The sequence below is a fragment of the Chitinophaga fulva genome, from assembly GCF_012927205.1.
GTDB lineage: Bacteria > Bacteroidota > Bacteroidia > Chitinophagales > Chitinophagaceae > Chitinophaga > Chitinophaga fulva.
On sequence record NZ_JABBGC010000001.1, the window covers coordinates 2,294,810 to 2,311,877 of the forward strand.

The window sequence follows — 17,068 nt, forward strand, 5'->3', positions numbered from 1 at the left end:
ATTTGGTTTCGGAGTTGAAGCCCTGGGCTATGATGTTGTTTAGGCTGTGTCAATGGTAAAGGGTATCAGAAAGGGTAGGTTGGTGTTGTTGTGACGATTGTTGGGAGAATGAATCTGTGAGGGGAATTGATTGTTATTTCTATTTGGTTTCGGAGTTGAAGCCCTGGGCCATGATGTTTGGGCCTGTGTTGATGATCGCAGGCAAGAACCGAAAACGCAGTACAAGGCCGATTCCGCAAAAATCTTTTCATCTTCTGCACAACATCCTTCTCTTTTCTCGTTTTTTTTATATTTTTAGGTGTAAAATTTACGTTTAATAATTTTCTGATGATACAGCAAACAAGGGAGAAATTCGTCCGGTTATTTGGAAAAGAGCCTCTGATCGTAGTTTCCCCGGGAAGAATTAACCTCATCGGCGAACATACCGACTATAACGACGGTTTTGTATTGCCAGCCGCCATCGATAAAAAGATTGTATATGCGGTAGCGTTAAACGGTACCTGTCAATGTAACGCACATGCGGTTTTTACCAATGAAACGGTTTCCTTTGATCTCGATAACGTAGTGCCTACTCCCGGATGGATCAACTACCTGATGGGCGTGGTATATCAGCTGCAACAGGGCAATTATCCGGTGGAAGGATTTGACTGTGTGATTGCGGGTGATATCCCGGTGGGCGCGGGCATGTCTTCTTCTGCAGCAGTGGAAGGCGGACTGGTAGCCGCGCTGGACGAAATTTTTCAATACGGCATGGGCCGCATGGACATGGCTTTGCTGGGCCAGCGGGCAGAACATTCGTTCCCCGGCGTGAAATGCGGTATCATGGACCAGTTTGCCAACCTGCATGGTAAAAAAGACCAGGTAGTACGACTGGACTGCCGCAGCCTGGAATATGAATATTTCCCATTCGATTTCCCGGAGTACCGCATTGTACTGTGTAATTCCATGGTACATCACTCCCTCGCGTCATCAGAGTACAATGTTCGCCGCCAGCAGTGTGAAGAAGGTGTAGCAGCTATCCAGGCGCAATATCCGGAGGTGAAGTCGCTCCGCGATGCCACCATGCCCATGCTGGAAGCGGTAAAAGCGCAATTGTCTGCCAAAGTATATGACCGCTGTAAATATGTGATCGAAGAAATTCAGCGCGTACAGGATGCTACAGCGCTGTTGAAAAAAGGAGACCTGCAGACTTTCGGTCAGCTGATGTATGCTACCCACGAAGGGTTGAGTGTGCTCTATGAAGTAAGTTGCCCGGAACTGGATTTCCTGGTATCTCTTGCTAAAGAGAGACCGGAAGTGACCGGCGCCCGTGTGATGGGTGGTGGTTTCGGCGGTTGTACCATCAATCTGGTAAAACAGGATAAGGTAGATGCTTTCCGCGATTTTGTGACAGCACGTTATCAGCAACAATTTGGCAAAGTACCGGAGATTTATGTGACCACGATAGAAAACGGAACTGTGATTTACAGGATTACCGCTGATTCGCCTGATTTGCGGAGATAGCAGCGGAGATAAATGTGGATAACCTTAGGTTATTGTTCATATTGTATTATTGTATTAAAAAGGAATCGCCCACTGACAATTGTCGGTGGGCGATTCTCTTTTAGTTATATCTATTTTAATCTTTCTTTGATTTCGCTATGATCTTCGTTCATCAGGCGAATCAGCGGAAATCATGGCCATCACAGTTAGTACTGATCGTCCAGTGCGAAGATCGGTTTTCTGTTCATCCAGCGACCGCGGGTGAAGTCAGGGATGTATTGCACGCTGCCGCCTTCGAGAATAGATTGTTCGCTGAGCGGAGTGATAGCATACCAGGTAGCCATATCGTATACGTCGAGCTGGTAAGGAGTGCCGCGTTTGATGCTTTCCACGAAGGAGTTGAGCACGTACCAGTCCATGCCGCCGTGGCCTGCGCCTTTAGCGTCGTTGGCATAACGTTTCCACAGCGGGTGGTCGTACTTGCCGAAATAGCTGTTGGCATCATCCGGTTTGCCGGTTTTTTCCCACTCGTCGAACGGACTTTTCTTTTCGATATATATGGAGTCCTGATCATCCATCCACAGGCCGTTAGTACCCTGAACGCGGAAGTTGAGGGAGTAAGGGCGAGGAGAGTTGGTATCGTGGGACAGCATGATGGTTTCACCATTGCTGGTTGTCATCAAAGAAGAAACGATATCACCGAGTTTGAATTTCACTTTTGCGTTCGGATGGCTTTCGCTGCTGTTATCCACGATGTATTTGTGGAGGCCGCGGGATTTGGTGGCCACAGAAGTGATGGTCATGAGGCGGTTGCCGCGGTTCATGTTGATCACGTTACCGATAGGGCCGAGACCGTGGGAAGGGTAGAGGTCAGCATTGCGGTGAACGGAGTGGTTAGTTCTCCATTTTGCTTCAGACAGCGCGTTTTCGCCGAATTCCACACCACCACCGTAGTATTGTTTACCGTTGTTGAATTTCACCCCGCGAAGGTCGTGCTGGTAGCCGCCCTGCAAGTGGGTGATTTCGCCGAACAGGCCCTGGCGTGCCATGTTCAGTACCGCCATAACGTCTCTGCGGTAGCACACGTTTTCCATACCGAAAACCTGAACGCCGGTAGCTTCGCTGGTGTTCACCAGCTCCCAGCATTCCTGGATATCGGAGGCGCCGCATACTTCCACAGCAGGGGTTTTACCGGCTTTCATAGCAGCGATGGCCATGATGGAGTGCCATTCCCAGGGGGTAGCGATGATCACCGCATCGATGTCATCTCTTTTCAGCAGATTATGGTAATCTTCCGGACCGTTGGTGTATTCAGCCACTTTTCTTTTGCCGCCGTATACCTTGGTGATCATATCTCTTGCTTTAGGAACGGTATAAGCCGTGTCGGGGTCCGCAAAAGCTACCACGTCAACGTCTTCACGATGCAGGCAAAGGCTGAGGTGACTCAGGCCGCGGGCGCCTACGCCGATCAGACCAATTCTTACCTTGGGTTTCTTTTCATTGGCAAACAGTTTAGCAGAGGAGCCGAGCATAGAGAGTCCTATACCTGCGGCCGCCGTGTTTTTGAGAAAACTTCTGCGATGCAGTGGTTGTTTATTCATTGTTCAGTTTTTAATATCGTATAATGATACGTTGTGAAGGGACTAAATTTATAAAAAATGCCTCGTGTAAACCAACCCAGGTAGCTTTTTTATTACATTTTTGTGATAAACGGTGAAAAAAGCGACAGTTGAATGGTTAATATTCAATTATGAATAGAGAATACCCGATCATCTCTGATAAGGGATGCGGATTATCTTCGCTCAGCAGGAATTTTTGGAGCTGACCTGTAATCTGTAATTTATCCAGTGAAATGAAAAAGACCAATTTACTATTAGCCGGGTTGTTTGCCTGCGGCATGGCCACGGCACAGAAGATACAGCCTTATGGTGCGCTGCCGTCCAAAGCGCAGGTGGCCTGGAATGACATGGAGTATTACATGTTCATCCACTTCGGACCCAACACCTTTACCAACAAGGAGTGGGGACATGGTGATGAAGATCCGAAGGTGTTTAACCCTACCCGCCTCGATGCCCGTCAGTGGGCGCGTACCGCCAAACAGGCTGGTATGAAAGGCATTGTGATCACCGCCAAACACCATGATGGTTTTTGTTTGTGGCCTTCCAAATACAGTACCCATACTGTTCGCGAAAGCGCCTGGAAAAACGGGAAAGGTGATGTGCTCGCAGAACTGTCTGCCGCCTGTAAGGAATACGGCCTGAAGTTCGGCGTGTACCTGTCGCCCTGGGACCGCAACCATCCTGAGTATGGTACCGCCACTTATAACCAGGTATTTGCCAATACGTTGGAAGAAGTGCTTTCCGGCTACGGCCCTGTATTTGAGCAGTGGTTCGATGGCGCCAATGGTGGTAACGTGAAACAGCCTTATGACTGGGACCTGTTCCATAAAGTAGTATATAAACATCAGCCTAACGCCGTTATTTTCAGTGACGTAGGACCGGGCTGCCGTTGGGTGGGCAATGAAAATGGCATCGCCGGCACCACCAACTGGAGCACGCTGAATGTGAAAGGGTTTTCGCCCGGTGCTGGTGGTCCTCCTACCAAATCGCTCAACGAAGGCAATGAAGGCGGTGAAAAATGGATACCTGCAGAATGTGATGTGTCTATCCGTCCGGGATGGTTCTACAGCCCGGAGACAGATGACAAGGTGAAATCTGTCAATACCCTGCTGGATATCTATTACGGTTCCGTAGGCCGCAATGGCAACCTGATCCTGAATGTGCCTATTGACCGGGAAGGGTTGATCCATCCGAATGATTCCACCCGTTTGATGGAGCTGCGCCGTGTGTTGGACGCATCTTTCAAAAACAATCTCGCCAAAAATGCGGTAGTAACGGCGACGGATACACGTAAAAATGACCCGGAGGTGAAAGTGTCTCATCTCACAGATGGTACCAATGCTACCTACTGGGCTACGCCGGACAATGTGACCAAAACGACGGTGAAGCTGGCATTTAAAAAGCCGGTGACTTTCAACCGGGTGGTGTTGCAGGAGTACATCGCGCTGGGGCAGCGCGTGAGCGCCTTCAGCGTAGAGATCCTGGACAACGGCGTGAAGAAAGAGATCGCCCGGGAAACCACTATCGGGCACAAGCGTATCCTGCGCCTGCCAGACTATACCACTACCGAAGTATATATTAATATATTAGACGCCAAGGCGGCGCCGGTAATCAGCGAGGTGCAGCTGTATGAAGCACCCGGCATGCTGGCCACACCGGAGATTCATCGCGCTAAGGATGGCAAGGTGACCATCACCGCTGCCTCAGCCGATCCGGAAATACATTACACCACCGATGGTACCGCGCCTACGCTCCAGTCTCCGCTGTATACGCCGCAGACTGTTATCAGTCTGCCTCATGGAGGTGACGTAAAAGCCCGGGCATTCCTGCGCAAAACAAATGCTGCCAGTCCGGAGGTAAAAGCCAGCTTCGATGTAGCGCCTGCCAAGTGGCAGGTAGTGGCTCCGGCCGCTACCGAAGCAGCCAGGGCTATCGACGGCAATCCGGCTACGGTATGGGCATCTGACAAAAAAGCGACACAGTACCCGCACCAGCTGGATGTAGATCTGGGTGAAACGCTGACCCTGAAAGGGTTTACTTACACGCCTACCACCCATGAGCACATCGGCGGCGTGATCTATGGTTATGCTTTCTATACGAGCACAGATGGTAAGAGCTGGGGACAACCGGCAGCCACCGGTAGTTTCGCCAACATCAAAAACAACCCGGTACAGCAGACCGTTACTTTTGCGCCGGTGAAAGCCAGGTTTGTCCGGTTGGTGGCACTTACGCCGGCTGCTGAAAAAGACAATCAGGCCAGTGTGGCCGAATTGGGAATTATCACCAGATAGTATATAAATAACTAAAGTATAAGGCGGCTGGTTCCTGACGAGTTGGGCACAGCCGCCTTTTTGTTAACGGTTTGAAAAAAATCGGTATTCCCCAAAAAAAATTCGATTGATTAAAAAGATATTATTATAACTTTGCGGTTAATCTAAACTAAAGACAATATTTATAACAATTTAACGCTGAACTGAAGTTGGAAAAAACCGCAACTCATACCAACATCTCTGCATATCATCCCGCTTTAAATAAAGGGGTATATTCTGTTGGGTTCAATGTCTTTAGATTCCTTTCCCGACGACCCAGGATTTGATAGCGCTTGTCATACAACCGCTATCGCGCCGGATATCCCCATGTCCGGTGAATGTTCCGTAATGGAATACTTCAATTTATTTATTGATTCACGATTTCAATTTTAAAAGTTGGAAAATCAGCATATCATCGTTAGGGTAGCCACACCTGACGATATACACTATTCAAAAACCATCACTGATGAGATGGAGGCGTCTGCAAAAGCGCGTGGGACCGGTATTGCGAAACGTTCACCGGCTTATGTGGAGCTTAAAATGCAGGAGGGCAAGGCTGTTATTGCGTTAACCGAAACGGGCGACTGGGTAGGCTTTTGTTATATAGAAGCCTGGGGCCATGGAAAATTTGTAGCCAACTCGGGGCTGATCGTGAATCCTGCCTTCCGTGGGCATGGCGTGGCTAAGTCCATCAAACACAAAATCTTTGAACTGTCAAGAGAAATGTATCCTGAGTCCAAAATCTTTGGCCTCACTACTGGTCTCGCTGTGATGAAGATCAACTCTGAACTGGGTTACGAGCCTGTTACCTATTCCGAACTGACTGATGACGAAGAATTCTGGAAAGGCTGCCGCAGCTGTGTGAACTTTGATATCCTCACCAGCAAACAGCGGAAGAACTGCCTGTGCACAGCTATGCTGTACGATCCGGCGGAAAAGCTGAAAGAAGCAGAAGAGCGTGCTATGGCTGATGCCAAAGCTAAAGAGGAAGCCGCGGCCGCTGCCGCGCAACCAGTGAACCAGCTGTCTGTGACCGCTGCCGGTCAGATCCACCACGAGAAAAGACGCCGAAGATTTAAAGGAAACATAAAGCTCTACGAACGCTGGTTAAGATTTAAAAGATTTGTTTTGCTCAACAGCAAAAAAGAAGGCGGCGCCACCGGCACCAGGAAAAAATTCTTCCTGTTCTGAAGTCTGCCACACACTGTCTGAAAATATAGTTCTGAAAATATAAATGATGTCGTAAAAATGAAAAAAGTAGTACTGGGATTTAGCGGAGGACTTGATACTTCCTATTGCGTTAAATATCTGACCGAAGAAAAAGGATATGAGGTGCATTCCGTAATCGTCAACACCGGCGGTTTCTCTGAAGAAGAGCTGCAGGAAATTGAGAAACGCGCTTACAACCTGGGCGTTAAAAGTCACAAGACTGTTAATGCGGTTCGTTCCTACTACGACGGCGTTATTAAATACCTGATTTTCGGGAACGTATTGAAAAACAATACCTACCCGCTGAGCGTGAGCGCAGAGCGTATGAGCCAGGCACTGGCCATCGCGGAATATGTGAAAGAAGTAGGTGCTGACGCTGTAGCACATGGCAGCACCGGTGCAGGCAACGACCAGGTGCGTTTTGACATGGTGTTTCACATCATGATCCCTGGTGTGGAGATCATCACCCCCATCCGTGACATGAAGCTGAGCCGTGAAGCAGAAATTGACTACCTGCGTTCCAAAGGCGTGGAAGTGAACTTCGAGAAAGCCATGTACTCCATCAATAAAGGTATGTGGGGCACTTCCGTAGGCGGTAAGGAAACACTGACTTCCAACGGTATGTTGCCGGAAGCAGCATGGCCTACCCAGCTGACCAAACAGGGTGAAGAACAAGTAAAACTGACTTTCGAGAAAGGTGAACTGACTGGTGTGAATGACCAGCAATTCGGTCACCCGTCTGAAGCTATCCAATATCTGCAAACGATCGCAGGGCCATTTGCTATTGGCCGCGATATCCACGTGGGCGACACCATCATTGGTATCAAAGGCCGTGTAGGCTTCGAAGCCGCTGCGCCAATGGTGATCATCAAAGCACACCACGCACTGGAAAAACATGTGCTCACCAAATGGCAGCTGACCTGGAAAGACCAGCTGGCACAGTTTTACGGCAACTGGATGCACGAAGGACAGATCATGGACCCGGTGATGCGCGATATTGAAGCATTCCTGCAACACACTCAGGAGAATGTTTCCGGTGAAGTGTTCGTGACCCTGATGCCTTACCGTTTCCAGGTAACCGGTATCCAGTCACCTTACGACCTGATGAACAGCAAATTCGGCAAGTACGGCGAAATGAACAGCGGCTGGTCCGGCGAAGACGTAAGAGGCTTCAGTAAAATCTTTGGTAATCAGACAATGATCTGGCATCAGGTTAAAAATTCTCTCTAAAATCAGCATCGAAAAATGGCAAATGATAAAAGGGTAAGGGCAGGCATTGTTGGAGGAGCAGGGTATACAGGCGGAGAAATGATCCGGTTGTTACTGAACCATCCGGACGTATCCATTTCGTTTGTGCATAGCCGTAGTAATGCAGGCAATCCGTTGTACGCGGTACATGCAGACTTGTTGGGCGAAACAGAACGGTCTTTCACCGCCGAGCTGAGCAACGATATTGATGTGATGTTCCTCTGCCTTGGGCACGGGGAATCCAAAAAATTCCTGGAAGCAACAGATATAGCTCCACATATAAAAATAATAGACCTGAGCCAGGACTTTCGTTTAGGCGAAAGCGTTAAAGGACGGGAATTTGTGTACGGGCTGCCGGAACTGCAGCGGGAGCAGATCAAACAAGCTAACAATGTAGCCAATCCCGGTTGTTTTGCCACCGCTATCCAGCTGGGCATTCTGCCGCTGGCCAAAGCCGGTCTGTTGAAAGAAGTACACACTACCGGCATCACCGGATCCACCGGCGCCGGCCAGAGCCTGCAGGCCACTTCCCACTTTACCTGGAGGGCTAACAATATCTCCACTTACAAAGTGCTGAGCCATCAGCACCTGAAAGAAATACGACGAAGCCTGGTACAGTTGCAACCCGGTTTCGCAGAAGCGGTCAACTTTGTACCGGTACGTGGTGATTTCCCCAGAGGCATCTGGGTAACCTCTTACCTGCAAAGCGATCTGACCCTGGAAGAAGCAGTGCAGCTGTACAAAAACTACTATGCCGGTCATCCTTTTACGCATGTAAGCGAAAAACAGATCGACCTGAAGCAGGTAGTGAATACCAACAAGGTATTGCTGCAACTCGAAAAAGTGGGCGATAAACTCATCATCCACTCTATCGAAGATAACCTGGTAAAAGGCGCTTCCGGTCAGGCTGTACAGAACATGAACCTTATGTGCGGGCTGGATGAAACGGCCGGACTGAAACTGAAGTCCATCGTGTTCTAACCGTTTTTATCATTTTCAATTTTACCTGACATCATGAAACTTTTCGACGTTTATCCAGTAAACGACATCATCATAGATAAAGCTGCCGGTTCCAACGTATGGGACGATAAAGGCACCGAATACCTGGACCTGTACGGTGGTCACGCCGTTATTTCTATTGGTCATACGAATCCGCACTACGTAAAAAGACTGACAGACCAGCTGCATAAAGTAGGCTTCTATTCCAATTCTGTGAAGATGCCGCTGCAGGAAGAGCTGGCCGCTTTGCTGGGCAAGGTTTCCGGCAAAACAGACTATCAGCTGTTTTTGTGCAACTCCGGCGCCGAAGCCAACGAAAACGCACTGAAACTGGCTTCTTTCTACAATGGCAAAAAGAAAGTGATCGCTTTCCGCAAAGCCTTCCACGGAAGGACTTCCCTCGCCGTAGCAGCCACCGACAATCCGAAGATAGTAGCGCCCGTGAATGAAACCGACAACATCGTGTTTCTGCCATGGGAAGATGAAGCTGCACTGGAAGCTGCATTCAAACAACATGAGGTATCTTCTGTTATTATTGAAGGTATCCAGGGCGTAGGTGGCATCAATGTAGCCAGCGAGTCATTCCTGCGGAAGATCCGGAGCCTGTGCGACGAGCACAACGCCGTATTTATCGCTGACTCCGTACAATGTGGTTACGGCAGAAGCGGTAAATTCTTCTCCCACGACTTCGCCGGTATAGATGCTGATATCTATTCCATGGCAAAAGGCATGGGTAATGGTTTCCCGATAGGCGGCATTATCATCTCCCCCAAATTCAAAGCAGTACATGGTATGCTGGGCACCACTTTTGGTGGTAACCACCTGGCCTGTGCAGCAGCTCTCGCCGTACTGGAAGTGATCGAAAGCGAAAAGCTGATCGACAACGCCGCCAACGTAGGTGCGTACCTGATGGAAGAGCTGAAGAAGTTCTCCCAGGTAAAAGAAGTAAGGGGCCGTGGCCTGATGATCGGTATCGAGATGCCGGAAGAACTGGCCCATGTAAGAAAGAACCTGCTGGGTGTTCATAAAATCTTTACCGGAGAAGCCAAGCCCAATGTAATACGGCTGCTGCCTTCCCTGGCATTGACCAAAGCCCATGCAGATCAGTTTTTGGAAGCGTTTAGAAAAGAAGTCAAATAGCAATAATGAAGCAGTTTATTTCAACGGCAGATGTGCCCAGTGTCCCGCGGTTGGTGGACATTGCCATGAACTACAAGAAAGATCCTTTCATCGATAAGGAATTGGGAAAAAATAAAACATTGGGAATGATTTTCCTGAATCCCAGTTTGCGAACACGCTTAAGTACACAGGTAGCTGCTAAAAACCTGGGTATGGAAGCCGTAGTGTTCAACATCGACAAAGAGGGCTGGGCGCTGGAGATGAATGATGGTGTAGTGATGAATGGTAATACCACCGAACACGTAAAAGAAGCTGCCGCCGTGATGGGGCAATACTTCGACATACTGGCTATCCGCACCTTTCCGGGGTTGAAAAACAAAGAGGAAGATTATACCGAGAAATATATCAACCAGTTCATTAAATACGCCGGCGTACCGGTGGTGAGCCTGGAAAGCGCTACCCTGCATCCTTTGCAGAGCCTGACCGATGTGATCACCATCAAAGAAAACTGGCAACAGCCCCGCAAACCGAAAGTGGTGATGACCTGGGCGCCGCACGTAAAAGCGCTGCCACAGGCCGTTCCCAACTCTTTCGCACAGTGGATGAATGCCTGGGGAGAAGTGGATTTTGTGATTGCTCATCCCGAAGGATATGAACTGGACGAGAAGTTCTCCGGCAACGCCAGCATAGAACACAACCAGGACAAGGCACTGGAAGGCGCTGACTTTGTGTATGTGAAAAACTGGTCTTCGTATAGGGATTACGGTAAGATCACCTGCACAGACCCCAGCTGGATGGTGACCAATGATAAACTCAAACATACCAATACCGCCAAGGTAATGCACTGTCTGCCGGTGAGAAGAAATGTGGTGATTGCAGACGAAGTACTGGACGGGCCTCAATCTATCGTGATCCCTGAAGCGGGCAACCGTGTATGGGCTGCACAGGCGGTATTAAGTGAAATATTGAAAGGATAATCATGATTGATCTGTTTATTATCAAAGTAGGCGGAAACGTTATCGATAACCCGGTATTGTTGCAGGCTTTCTTAGAAAAGTTTGCAACAATACCCGGTAAAAAAATATTGATACACGGTGGTGGTAAAATCGCTACCCGTATCGGTGACCAGCTGGGCATCGAGTCCAAGTATGTAGATGGCCGCCGCATTACTGATGCTGCCACCATCGACGTGGTGACCATGGTATATGGCGGACTGGTGAACAAACAGCTGGTAGCCAAACTGCAGGCTGCGCAATGTAATGCCATCGGACTTACCGGCGCAGACGCCAATATTATTCCTGCTACCAAAAGACCGGTAAAAGAGATCGACTACGGTTTTGTAGGCGATGTAAAACCCGAGATGGTACAGACAGCTGCCCTCAAAGCATTGCTGGAAGCAGGCATCACCCCGGTGTTTGCCCCGCTGACCCACGATGGTAAAGGCCAGATACTGAACACCAATGCAGACACTATTGCCGCTTCGCTGGCCATTGCTTTGTCTGCCAGCTATCAGGTAAGGCTGATCTACTGCTTCGAGAAAAAAGGCGTGCTGCGTGACCCGCAGGACGACAATGCAGTGATCAACCTGATCAACAAAGAAATCTACCAGCAGCTGCTCGACGAAAAGGTATTGACAGACGGCATCCTGCCTAAGTTACAGAACGCCTTCTCCGCTATAGACAACGGCGTGAAGGAAGTGCTGATAGGACACGCCGACGATGTGCTGAGCAACACCACCGACAAGGTGGCCGGCACTTTAATATGCTAGTCTATGTGGAACGAAAAATTATATGACGTGGCTGTGGCGCTGTTAAAACAGCTCATAGCCACGCCTTCTTTAAGCCGGGAGGAAGACGGTACCGCCCAGGTGATCAGTGACTTCCTGACCGCCATGGACATACCGCACGAACGGCACCTCAACAACGTGTGGGCTGTCAATAAACACTTTGACCCTGCCAAACGCAATATCCTGCTGAATTCCCATCATGATACGGTGAAGCCTAATCCGCAATATACCCGCGACCCTTTCAGTCCGGATGTGGAAGACGGTAAACTGTTTGGTTTGGGCAGTAACGACGCCGGCGGCTGTCTCGTCAGCCTGATCGTTACCTTTCTGCATTTCTACCACCGCACAGACCTGGGATACAATTTTGTGCTGGCAGCTACCGCAGAAGAAGAGATCAGCGGCGCTAATGGTATTGAAAGCATCCTCGACAAACTGCCTGTCATCGATTTTGCAGTAGTGGGAGAGCCTACGCTGACACAGCTGGCTATCGCCGAAAAAGGGCTGATGGTGCTGGATTGTACGGTTTACGGCAAGGCTGGTCATGCTGCCCGTGAAGAAGGAGAGAATGCGCTTTACAAAGCACTGCCGGATATTACCTGGTTCCGCGATTTCCGTTACCCTAAAGTATCAGAGACTTTAGGTCCCGTGAAAATGAGTGTCACCGTTATCAATACGTCCAATAAGGCGCACAACGTCGTACCGGCGGATTGCAGCTTCGTTGTAGATGTACGGGCTACCGACCAGTATACCCTGGAAGAGTTGCTCGAGATCATCCGTGCGAATGTACAATGTGAAGTGAAGCCCCGTTCCATGCGGATGCGGCCTTCCTTCATACCGATGGAGCATCCGTTTGTACAGGCGGGCATTACGCTGGGTAAAACATGGTATGGTTCACCCACCACTTCCGATCAGGCGCTGATACCAGCGACTTCCGTGAAGATGGGGCCTGGTGATTCCGCCCGTTCCCATACAGCAGATGAATTCATCTACCTGGAAGAAATCAGGGCTGGTATTGATAGTTATATCCGTACCCTTGAAATGATCCAGTAATCACACAAAGTTTATAAGAGAGCAAAGCGCGTTACGCGTTTGTTGATAAAATATTTTTTATGAAACTGTGGCAAAAAGACAAGGCATCGTTGGATGCCGTAGAGAAATTCACCGTCGGCAAAGACCGTGAAATGGATGCTTTCCTGGCGCCGTTCGATGTGCTGGGCTCTATGGCGCACATCACCATGCTGCAAAGCATCGGGTTGCTGGAAGCTGATGAGCTGACTATTCTGAAGCAGGAGCTGAAAAAGATCTACCAGGATATCCAGGAAGGTAACTTTGTGCTGGAAGATGGTGTGGAAGATATCCACTCACAGGTAGAGCTGCTGCTGACCCGTCGCCTCGGTGAAGTTGGTAAAAAGATACACAGCGGTCGTTCCCGTAATGACCAGGTGCTGGTGGATTTGAAGCTGTTCCTCCGCCACGAGTTACAAACGCTGGTGTCTTCCGTAAAAGCGCTGTTCGACCTGTTGCAACAGAAAAGCGAACAATATAAAGATCATCTCATCCCGGGATATACCCACCTGCAGATAGCCATGCCTTCCTCTTTTGGGCTGTGGTTTGGCGCGTATGCAGAAAGCCTGGTCGATGACCTCACCATGCTGCAGGGCGCTTACAAGGTGGTGAATAAAAACCCCCTCGGCTCCGCTGCTGGTTACGGTTCTTCGTTCCCCCTTGACCGTGAGATGACCACCCGTTTGCTCGGATTTGACGCGCTTAATTACAACGTGGTATATGCCCAGATGGGCCGTGGTAAAACCGAAAAAATCGTTGCCTTTGCGTTGGCTGGCATCGCTGCCACCATCGCTAAAATGGCTATGGACGCGTGTATGTTCATGAACCAGAATTTCGGCTTTATCAGTTTCCCGGATGAACTGACGACCGGTTCCAGTATCATGCCGCATAAAAAGAACCCCGACGTGTGGGAACTGATCCGCTCTCATGGTAATAAGTTGCAGGCATTGCCCAACGAAATCGCCATGATGATCACCAATCTGCCTTCCGGTTACCACCGCGATCTGCAGCTGCTGAAAGAGAACCTGTTCCCCGCCTTCCAGACACTGCGTGACTGTACTGATATGAGTCGCCTTATGCTGGAGAATATTCGCATCAAAGAGGACATCCTTGATGATGACAAGTACCAGTACCTGTTCAGCGTGGAAGTGGTGAATAACCTGGTGCTGCAAGGCACGCCGTTCCGCGAAGCGTACAAACAAGTGGGTATGGATATCGAGCATGGTACTTTTGCTCCGTCCAAAGAAGTGAAACATACCCATGCCGGTAGTATCGGTAACCTGTGCACCGCGCAGATTGCAGACCAGATGGACAGCGTGATCAAAGGGTTTCCTTTTGATGCGGTGGAGAAGGCGATAGCGGAGTTGCTGGCGAGTTAAAGTTGTCTTGATAGGAAAATATTGACCCTCTTCGTGATTAGGCGGAGAGGGTTTTTTAATTTCAGGGTGGAGCTGTCAGACGGCTACCGGCTGCAACCAGCAGGAGGGTATGCTTTTGTTGGGAGCTGCAGCGACACCAAAGCTCTTGTACAAATGGGTAAGCCCGGGCCTTTACGATGCGCTTAAACGAAAGAGTTAAATTATTAACTTATGAAAAAAATTGCAGCCGTAGCATTTATAGTTATTTGTTTTGTTTCTGCATGTAATATGTTTTCCGCAGGTAGTTACCCTTACGCGGAAATATACAAATACAAAATTAGCAAGGATTCATTGATAGATATGCTTGAGTTGTTGAAAACAAATGATAGTTCTTTAGTAGTTCCCGAAGTATATAGATTTGATGATGGCCACCATGATTCTTTAGGCTATTGGTATTACATTTATTTCTATAATAAGAAAAGGGATGAAATAATTTTAACATGGGTCAGAGAGAGTATAGATGTTGCATACACAGACTTTGCTTTTGTAGAGGTAAAGAAAAGGGAAGAGGTAGGCAATTGGAAAGAAATTAACAGAGATTTTGGTAGGACTGAGAATAAGGGTAGGAAAGCAGAATTTAAGGCCCTGGTATTAGATCGGATCCATCTGCCAATTGAGGAGGATTGAATTGCAGAAGATACATATTATCTGTTTGGATGATTTTTAATAATGATGGTATGCCTTGTAATTTAAGAATAACAGGAAAGGACTTTGATATCTCTTCTTTTTTAAGTGGGACAGAGTTGCTGGTGGTAAAGACTGGGAGTAAGGGGGAGCCTCGTTCTCCGTTAAGGCCTAATGGAGAAAAATTACCCTATACCTTTCTGACTATCGAAACGAGTAGAGCCGAATTTGGTGATTTCGACACGCAGGTAAAGGATACTATAGTGTATTTTCAAATGCACCGTGAACAGCTTTTACAGATCAAAGAAACTAAAGGTATCGACCAGGTCAGTCTGGACTTTGGGATTGAATCCTCAGAAGACCAATTTTCGCAACAAATATTCCTGCCAGTTGAGCTAATCGGTTTGGCTGCGGAGTTGGGCATCAGTATTCAGATCTCAATTTATCGGGGTGAATATCATTAATGAAGTATAATGGGTGAGTTGATTTATTACAGGATTGAATGGTTAGAAAGGTCTTTTGCGGACTTGCTGAAAGGACGTTTGGATGAATTAAGAAAGAAGAAAAAGAGTAACTGATATGTTAACACAGTATGGTGAAGAATTCATCGGTAGGAATGAAATCCTGATAGATTATTTTTCAGAAAAAGTTAATCTGCTCAGCGCCGAGATGTACAGAATAGATATCCATCATGATACTCATTCGGAGGTATGTATAGATTTGTATTTTAAGTTGGTTTATGCCGATGGGCATAACCTAATCCGGATTTCTTTTAAGGAAATTGAGGAGTTTTCTTTTTACCATTGTAAGAAGAACTATTTTTATTATGTGGAGAGATATACGTTCTTTAAGCGTAAGGATTACTTTTACCTGTGTTTAGATCCATCTGAAGAAGCGGAGGTTATCTCGGAAGATGATCAGAATTTTGTTTTGGGAGGGGAAGTTGAAGGATATTTGTTACAGGAGATGGATGCTGCCCGTTTATGATAGACGAAATGCCTTATACACATGATCACCGGTTATGTTATTGCAAGAAAGCCAATGTATGATTTTAGCGATGTTATTATCGGGAGAAACTCATTGCTCCGGATAGAAGATAAATATTATCATGGTATAGACAGATTAAACTGGATAGATGTCGAAAGTCGGTTTAAGCAATCTGCAATTCCTGAAAACCTTTTAAACGTATATACCGATCTGGAAGCTTCAGAACAAGATTTAACCGGGATAAAAGTCCTGAAAAAATATGATGAAGCAGTGGTGTTGATGTCGTTGGATGAAGAAATGACGCTTAAGAACGAAATTTTGGTGATTGCGTCAAATAAATTGAATCAGATTAAAGGGCACGGAATAGCGACGGTGCAGACAATAACATGGTTGGGTTATGATATTGTCCTTCTCGGAGGATGGTCATTAATAAGGCATGCTATCTTCGAGAACAGGCAGATGAGTTTATTGAAAGTGATAGCGCTTAATAGTTTTGGGCTATTAGATAATGAAGAACAGGCAGATGATTTTTTGAAACAATATAATAAATTGGCAGATTTGGATAGTGTGGACCCACTCCTTGATAACAGCAGTTATGGAGTTGATTGTATAAGAGTAGGTGTTTTATAGAAGTAAATATTTCCCATATGAGAATTGTTTATTTATTAAGCATCTTTTCACTTGTCATACTTGTATCCGATGTTATCGCTCAGCCTGTAACGCTTTTCTGGAAAAGTATGCAAAGGAGGATTTTTCACCGTTCCGAAATAAGTATATTCTGAACAGGGATTTTGATGTTGATAAGTATGCATCGATATTGTTTGTCTATGATGAACGGGATGATGGTCCGTATCTGGTGAAAGTAAATGGTGAATCGGGGAAAATTGTTGGTACCAGCACTCATATGATGCATGATGTCCGTAATCCAGACAGTATACTGAAACAGCAGCTGGCATTGGAATTTATGAAATATCACATATCGGGTCTGGATGTAGATAGTGTGTGCAACGTACGCGTTTGGATAAAGCATGACCGCCCTGACCTGATAAAGGTTTCCAACGTGATGGACATCCCTGAATATGATAGGAGTTATTATAAGAAAGTGAAGGGTAACTGGTACGTTAATACAGATTGGTGAAGATTGATGAGGGGACTATTAAGAGAATAATCAGGGAGCTGAATAATTGCAGGCATGAGGCGGTA

The 17,068-nt window shown here is 47.5% G+C and carries 15 protein-coding genes; 14 read left to right on the forward strand and 1 reads right to left on the reverse strand.

Annotation, left to right across the window (positions count from 1 at the left end; all coding sequences use genetic code 11):
- Nucleotides 1–327: 327 nt before the first annotated feature.
- On the forward strand, nucleotides 328–1,503 hold the full coding sequence (gene galK / locus HHL17_RS09600) for a galactokinase (RefSeq protein WP_169224507.1): 1,176 nt from the start codon (nucleotides 328–330) through the stop codon (nucleotides 1,501–1,503).
- A 185-nt stretch (nucleotides 1,504–1,688) separates the two neighbouring features.
- Here galK and HHL17_RS09605 read toward each other — a convergent pair whose 3' ends face one another.
- Nucleotides 1,689–3,083: a Gfo/Idh/MocA family protein gene (locus tag HHL17_RS09605; RefSeq protein ID WP_169224508.1), complete on the reverse strand. Its 1,395-nt coding sequence runs from the start codon at nucleotides 3,081–3,083 to the stop codon at nucleotides 1,689–1,691.
- Nucleotides 3,084–3,334: 251 nt separating this feature from the next.
- Between HHL17_RS09605 and HHL17_RS09610 the strand changes: the two genes are divergently transcribed.
- The 13 genes from HHL17_RS09610 to HHL17_RS09670 all read left to right on the forward strand — a co-directional run bounded on the left by HHL17_RS09610 (nucleotide 3,335) and on the right by HHL17_RS09670 (nucleotide 16,495).
- Entirely contained in the window at nucleotides 3,335–5,392 is a 2,058-nt protein-coding gene (locus HHL17_RS09610) for an alpha-L-fucosidase (protein ID WP_169224509.1), read from the forward strand.
- A gap of 414 nt (nucleotides 5,393–5,806) precedes the next feature.
- Nucleotides 5,807–6,601, forward strand: a complete 795-nt coding sequence (locus HHL17_RS09615; RefSeq protein WP_240975117.1) for a GNAT family N-acetyltransferase — start codon at nucleotides 5,807–5,809, stop codon at nucleotides 6,599–6,601.
- A 57-nt stretch (nucleotides 6,602–6,658) separates the two neighbouring features.
- The gene (gene argG / locus HHL17_RS09620) at nucleotides 6,659–7,849 is read left to right on the forward strand and encodes an argininosuccinate synthase (protein WP_169224510.1); all 1,191 of its coding nucleotides are present in this window, start codon (nucleotides 6,659–6,661) and stop codon (nucleotides 7,847–7,849) included.
- Between the two features lie 15 nt (nucleotides 7,850–7,864).
- Nucleotides 7,865–8,848: an N-acetyl-gamma-glutamyl-phosphate reductase gene (gene argC, locus HHL17_RS09625; RefSeq protein ID WP_169224511.1), complete on the forward strand. Its 984-nt coding sequence runs from the start codon at nucleotides 7,865–7,867 to the stop codon at nucleotides 8,846–8,848.
- Nucleotides 8,849–8,881: 33 nt separating this feature from the next.
- The gene (locus HHL17_RS09630) at nucleotides 8,882–10,006 is read left to right on the forward strand and encodes an aspartate aminotransferase family protein (RefSeq protein ID WP_169224512.1); all 1,125 of its coding nucleotides are present in this window, start codon (nucleotides 8,882–8,884) and stop codon (nucleotides 10,004–10,006) included.
- Between the two features lie 5 nt (nucleotides 10,007–10,011).
- Nucleotides 10,012–10,962 (forward strand): N-acetylornithine carbamoyltransferase, encoded by a 951-nt coding sequence (locus HHL17_RS09635; protein WP_169224513.1) that lies wholly within the window; start codon nucleotides 10,012–10,014, stop codon nucleotides 10,960–10,962.
- A 2-nt stretch (nucleotides 10,963–10,964) separates the two neighbouring features.
- The gene (gene argB, locus HHL17_RS09640) at nucleotides 10,965–11,753 is read left to right on the forward strand and encodes an acetylglutamate kinase (RefSeq protein ID WP_169224514.1); all 789 of its coding nucleotides are present in this window, start codon (nucleotides 10,965–10,967) and stop codon (nucleotides 11,751–11,753) included.
- 3 nt (nucleotides 11,754–11,756) lie between these two features.
- Nucleotides 11,757–12,821, forward strand: coding sequence for a M20 family metallo-hydrolase (locus HHL17_RS09645; RefSeq protein ID WP_169224515.1), 1,065 nt, complete (start codon nucleotides 11,757–11,759; stop codon nucleotides 12,819–12,821).
- Nucleotides 12,822–12,880: 59 nt separating this feature from the next.
- Nucleotides 12,881–14,215, forward strand: a complete 1,335-nt coding sequence (gene argH / locus HHL17_RS09650; protein WP_169224516.1) for an argininosuccinate lyase — start codon at nucleotides 12,881–12,883, stop codon at nucleotides 14,213–14,215.
- 210 nt (nucleotides 14,216–14,425) lie between these two features.
- On the forward strand, nucleotides 14,426–14,881 hold the full coding sequence (locus tag HHL17_RS09655) for a hypothetical protein (protein ID WP_169224517.1): 456 nt from the start codon (nucleotides 14,426–14,428) through the stop codon (nucleotides 14,879–14,881).
- Between the two features lie 50 nt (nucleotides 14,882–14,931).
- A complete protein-coding gene (locus HHL17_RS09660; RefSeq protein ID WP_169224518.1) occupies nucleotides 14,932–15,342 on the forward strand; it encodes a hypothetical protein in 411 nt (136 codons plus the stop codon).
- A gap of 115 nt (nucleotides 15,343–15,457) precedes the next feature.
- Nucleotides 15,458–15,865 (forward strand): hypothetical protein, encoded by a 408-nt coding sequence (locus HHL17_RS09665; protein ID WP_169224519.1) that lies wholly within the window; start codon nucleotides 15,458–15,460, stop codon nucleotides 15,863–15,865.
- 21 nt (nucleotides 15,866–15,886) lie between these two features.
- Nucleotides 15,887–16,495: a hypothetical protein gene (locus HHL17_RS09670; RefSeq protein ID WP_169224520.1), complete on the forward strand. Its 609-nt coding sequence runs from the start codon at nucleotides 15,887–15,889 to the stop codon at nucleotides 16,493–16,495.
- Nucleotides 16,496–17,068 lie beyond the last annotated feature (573 nt).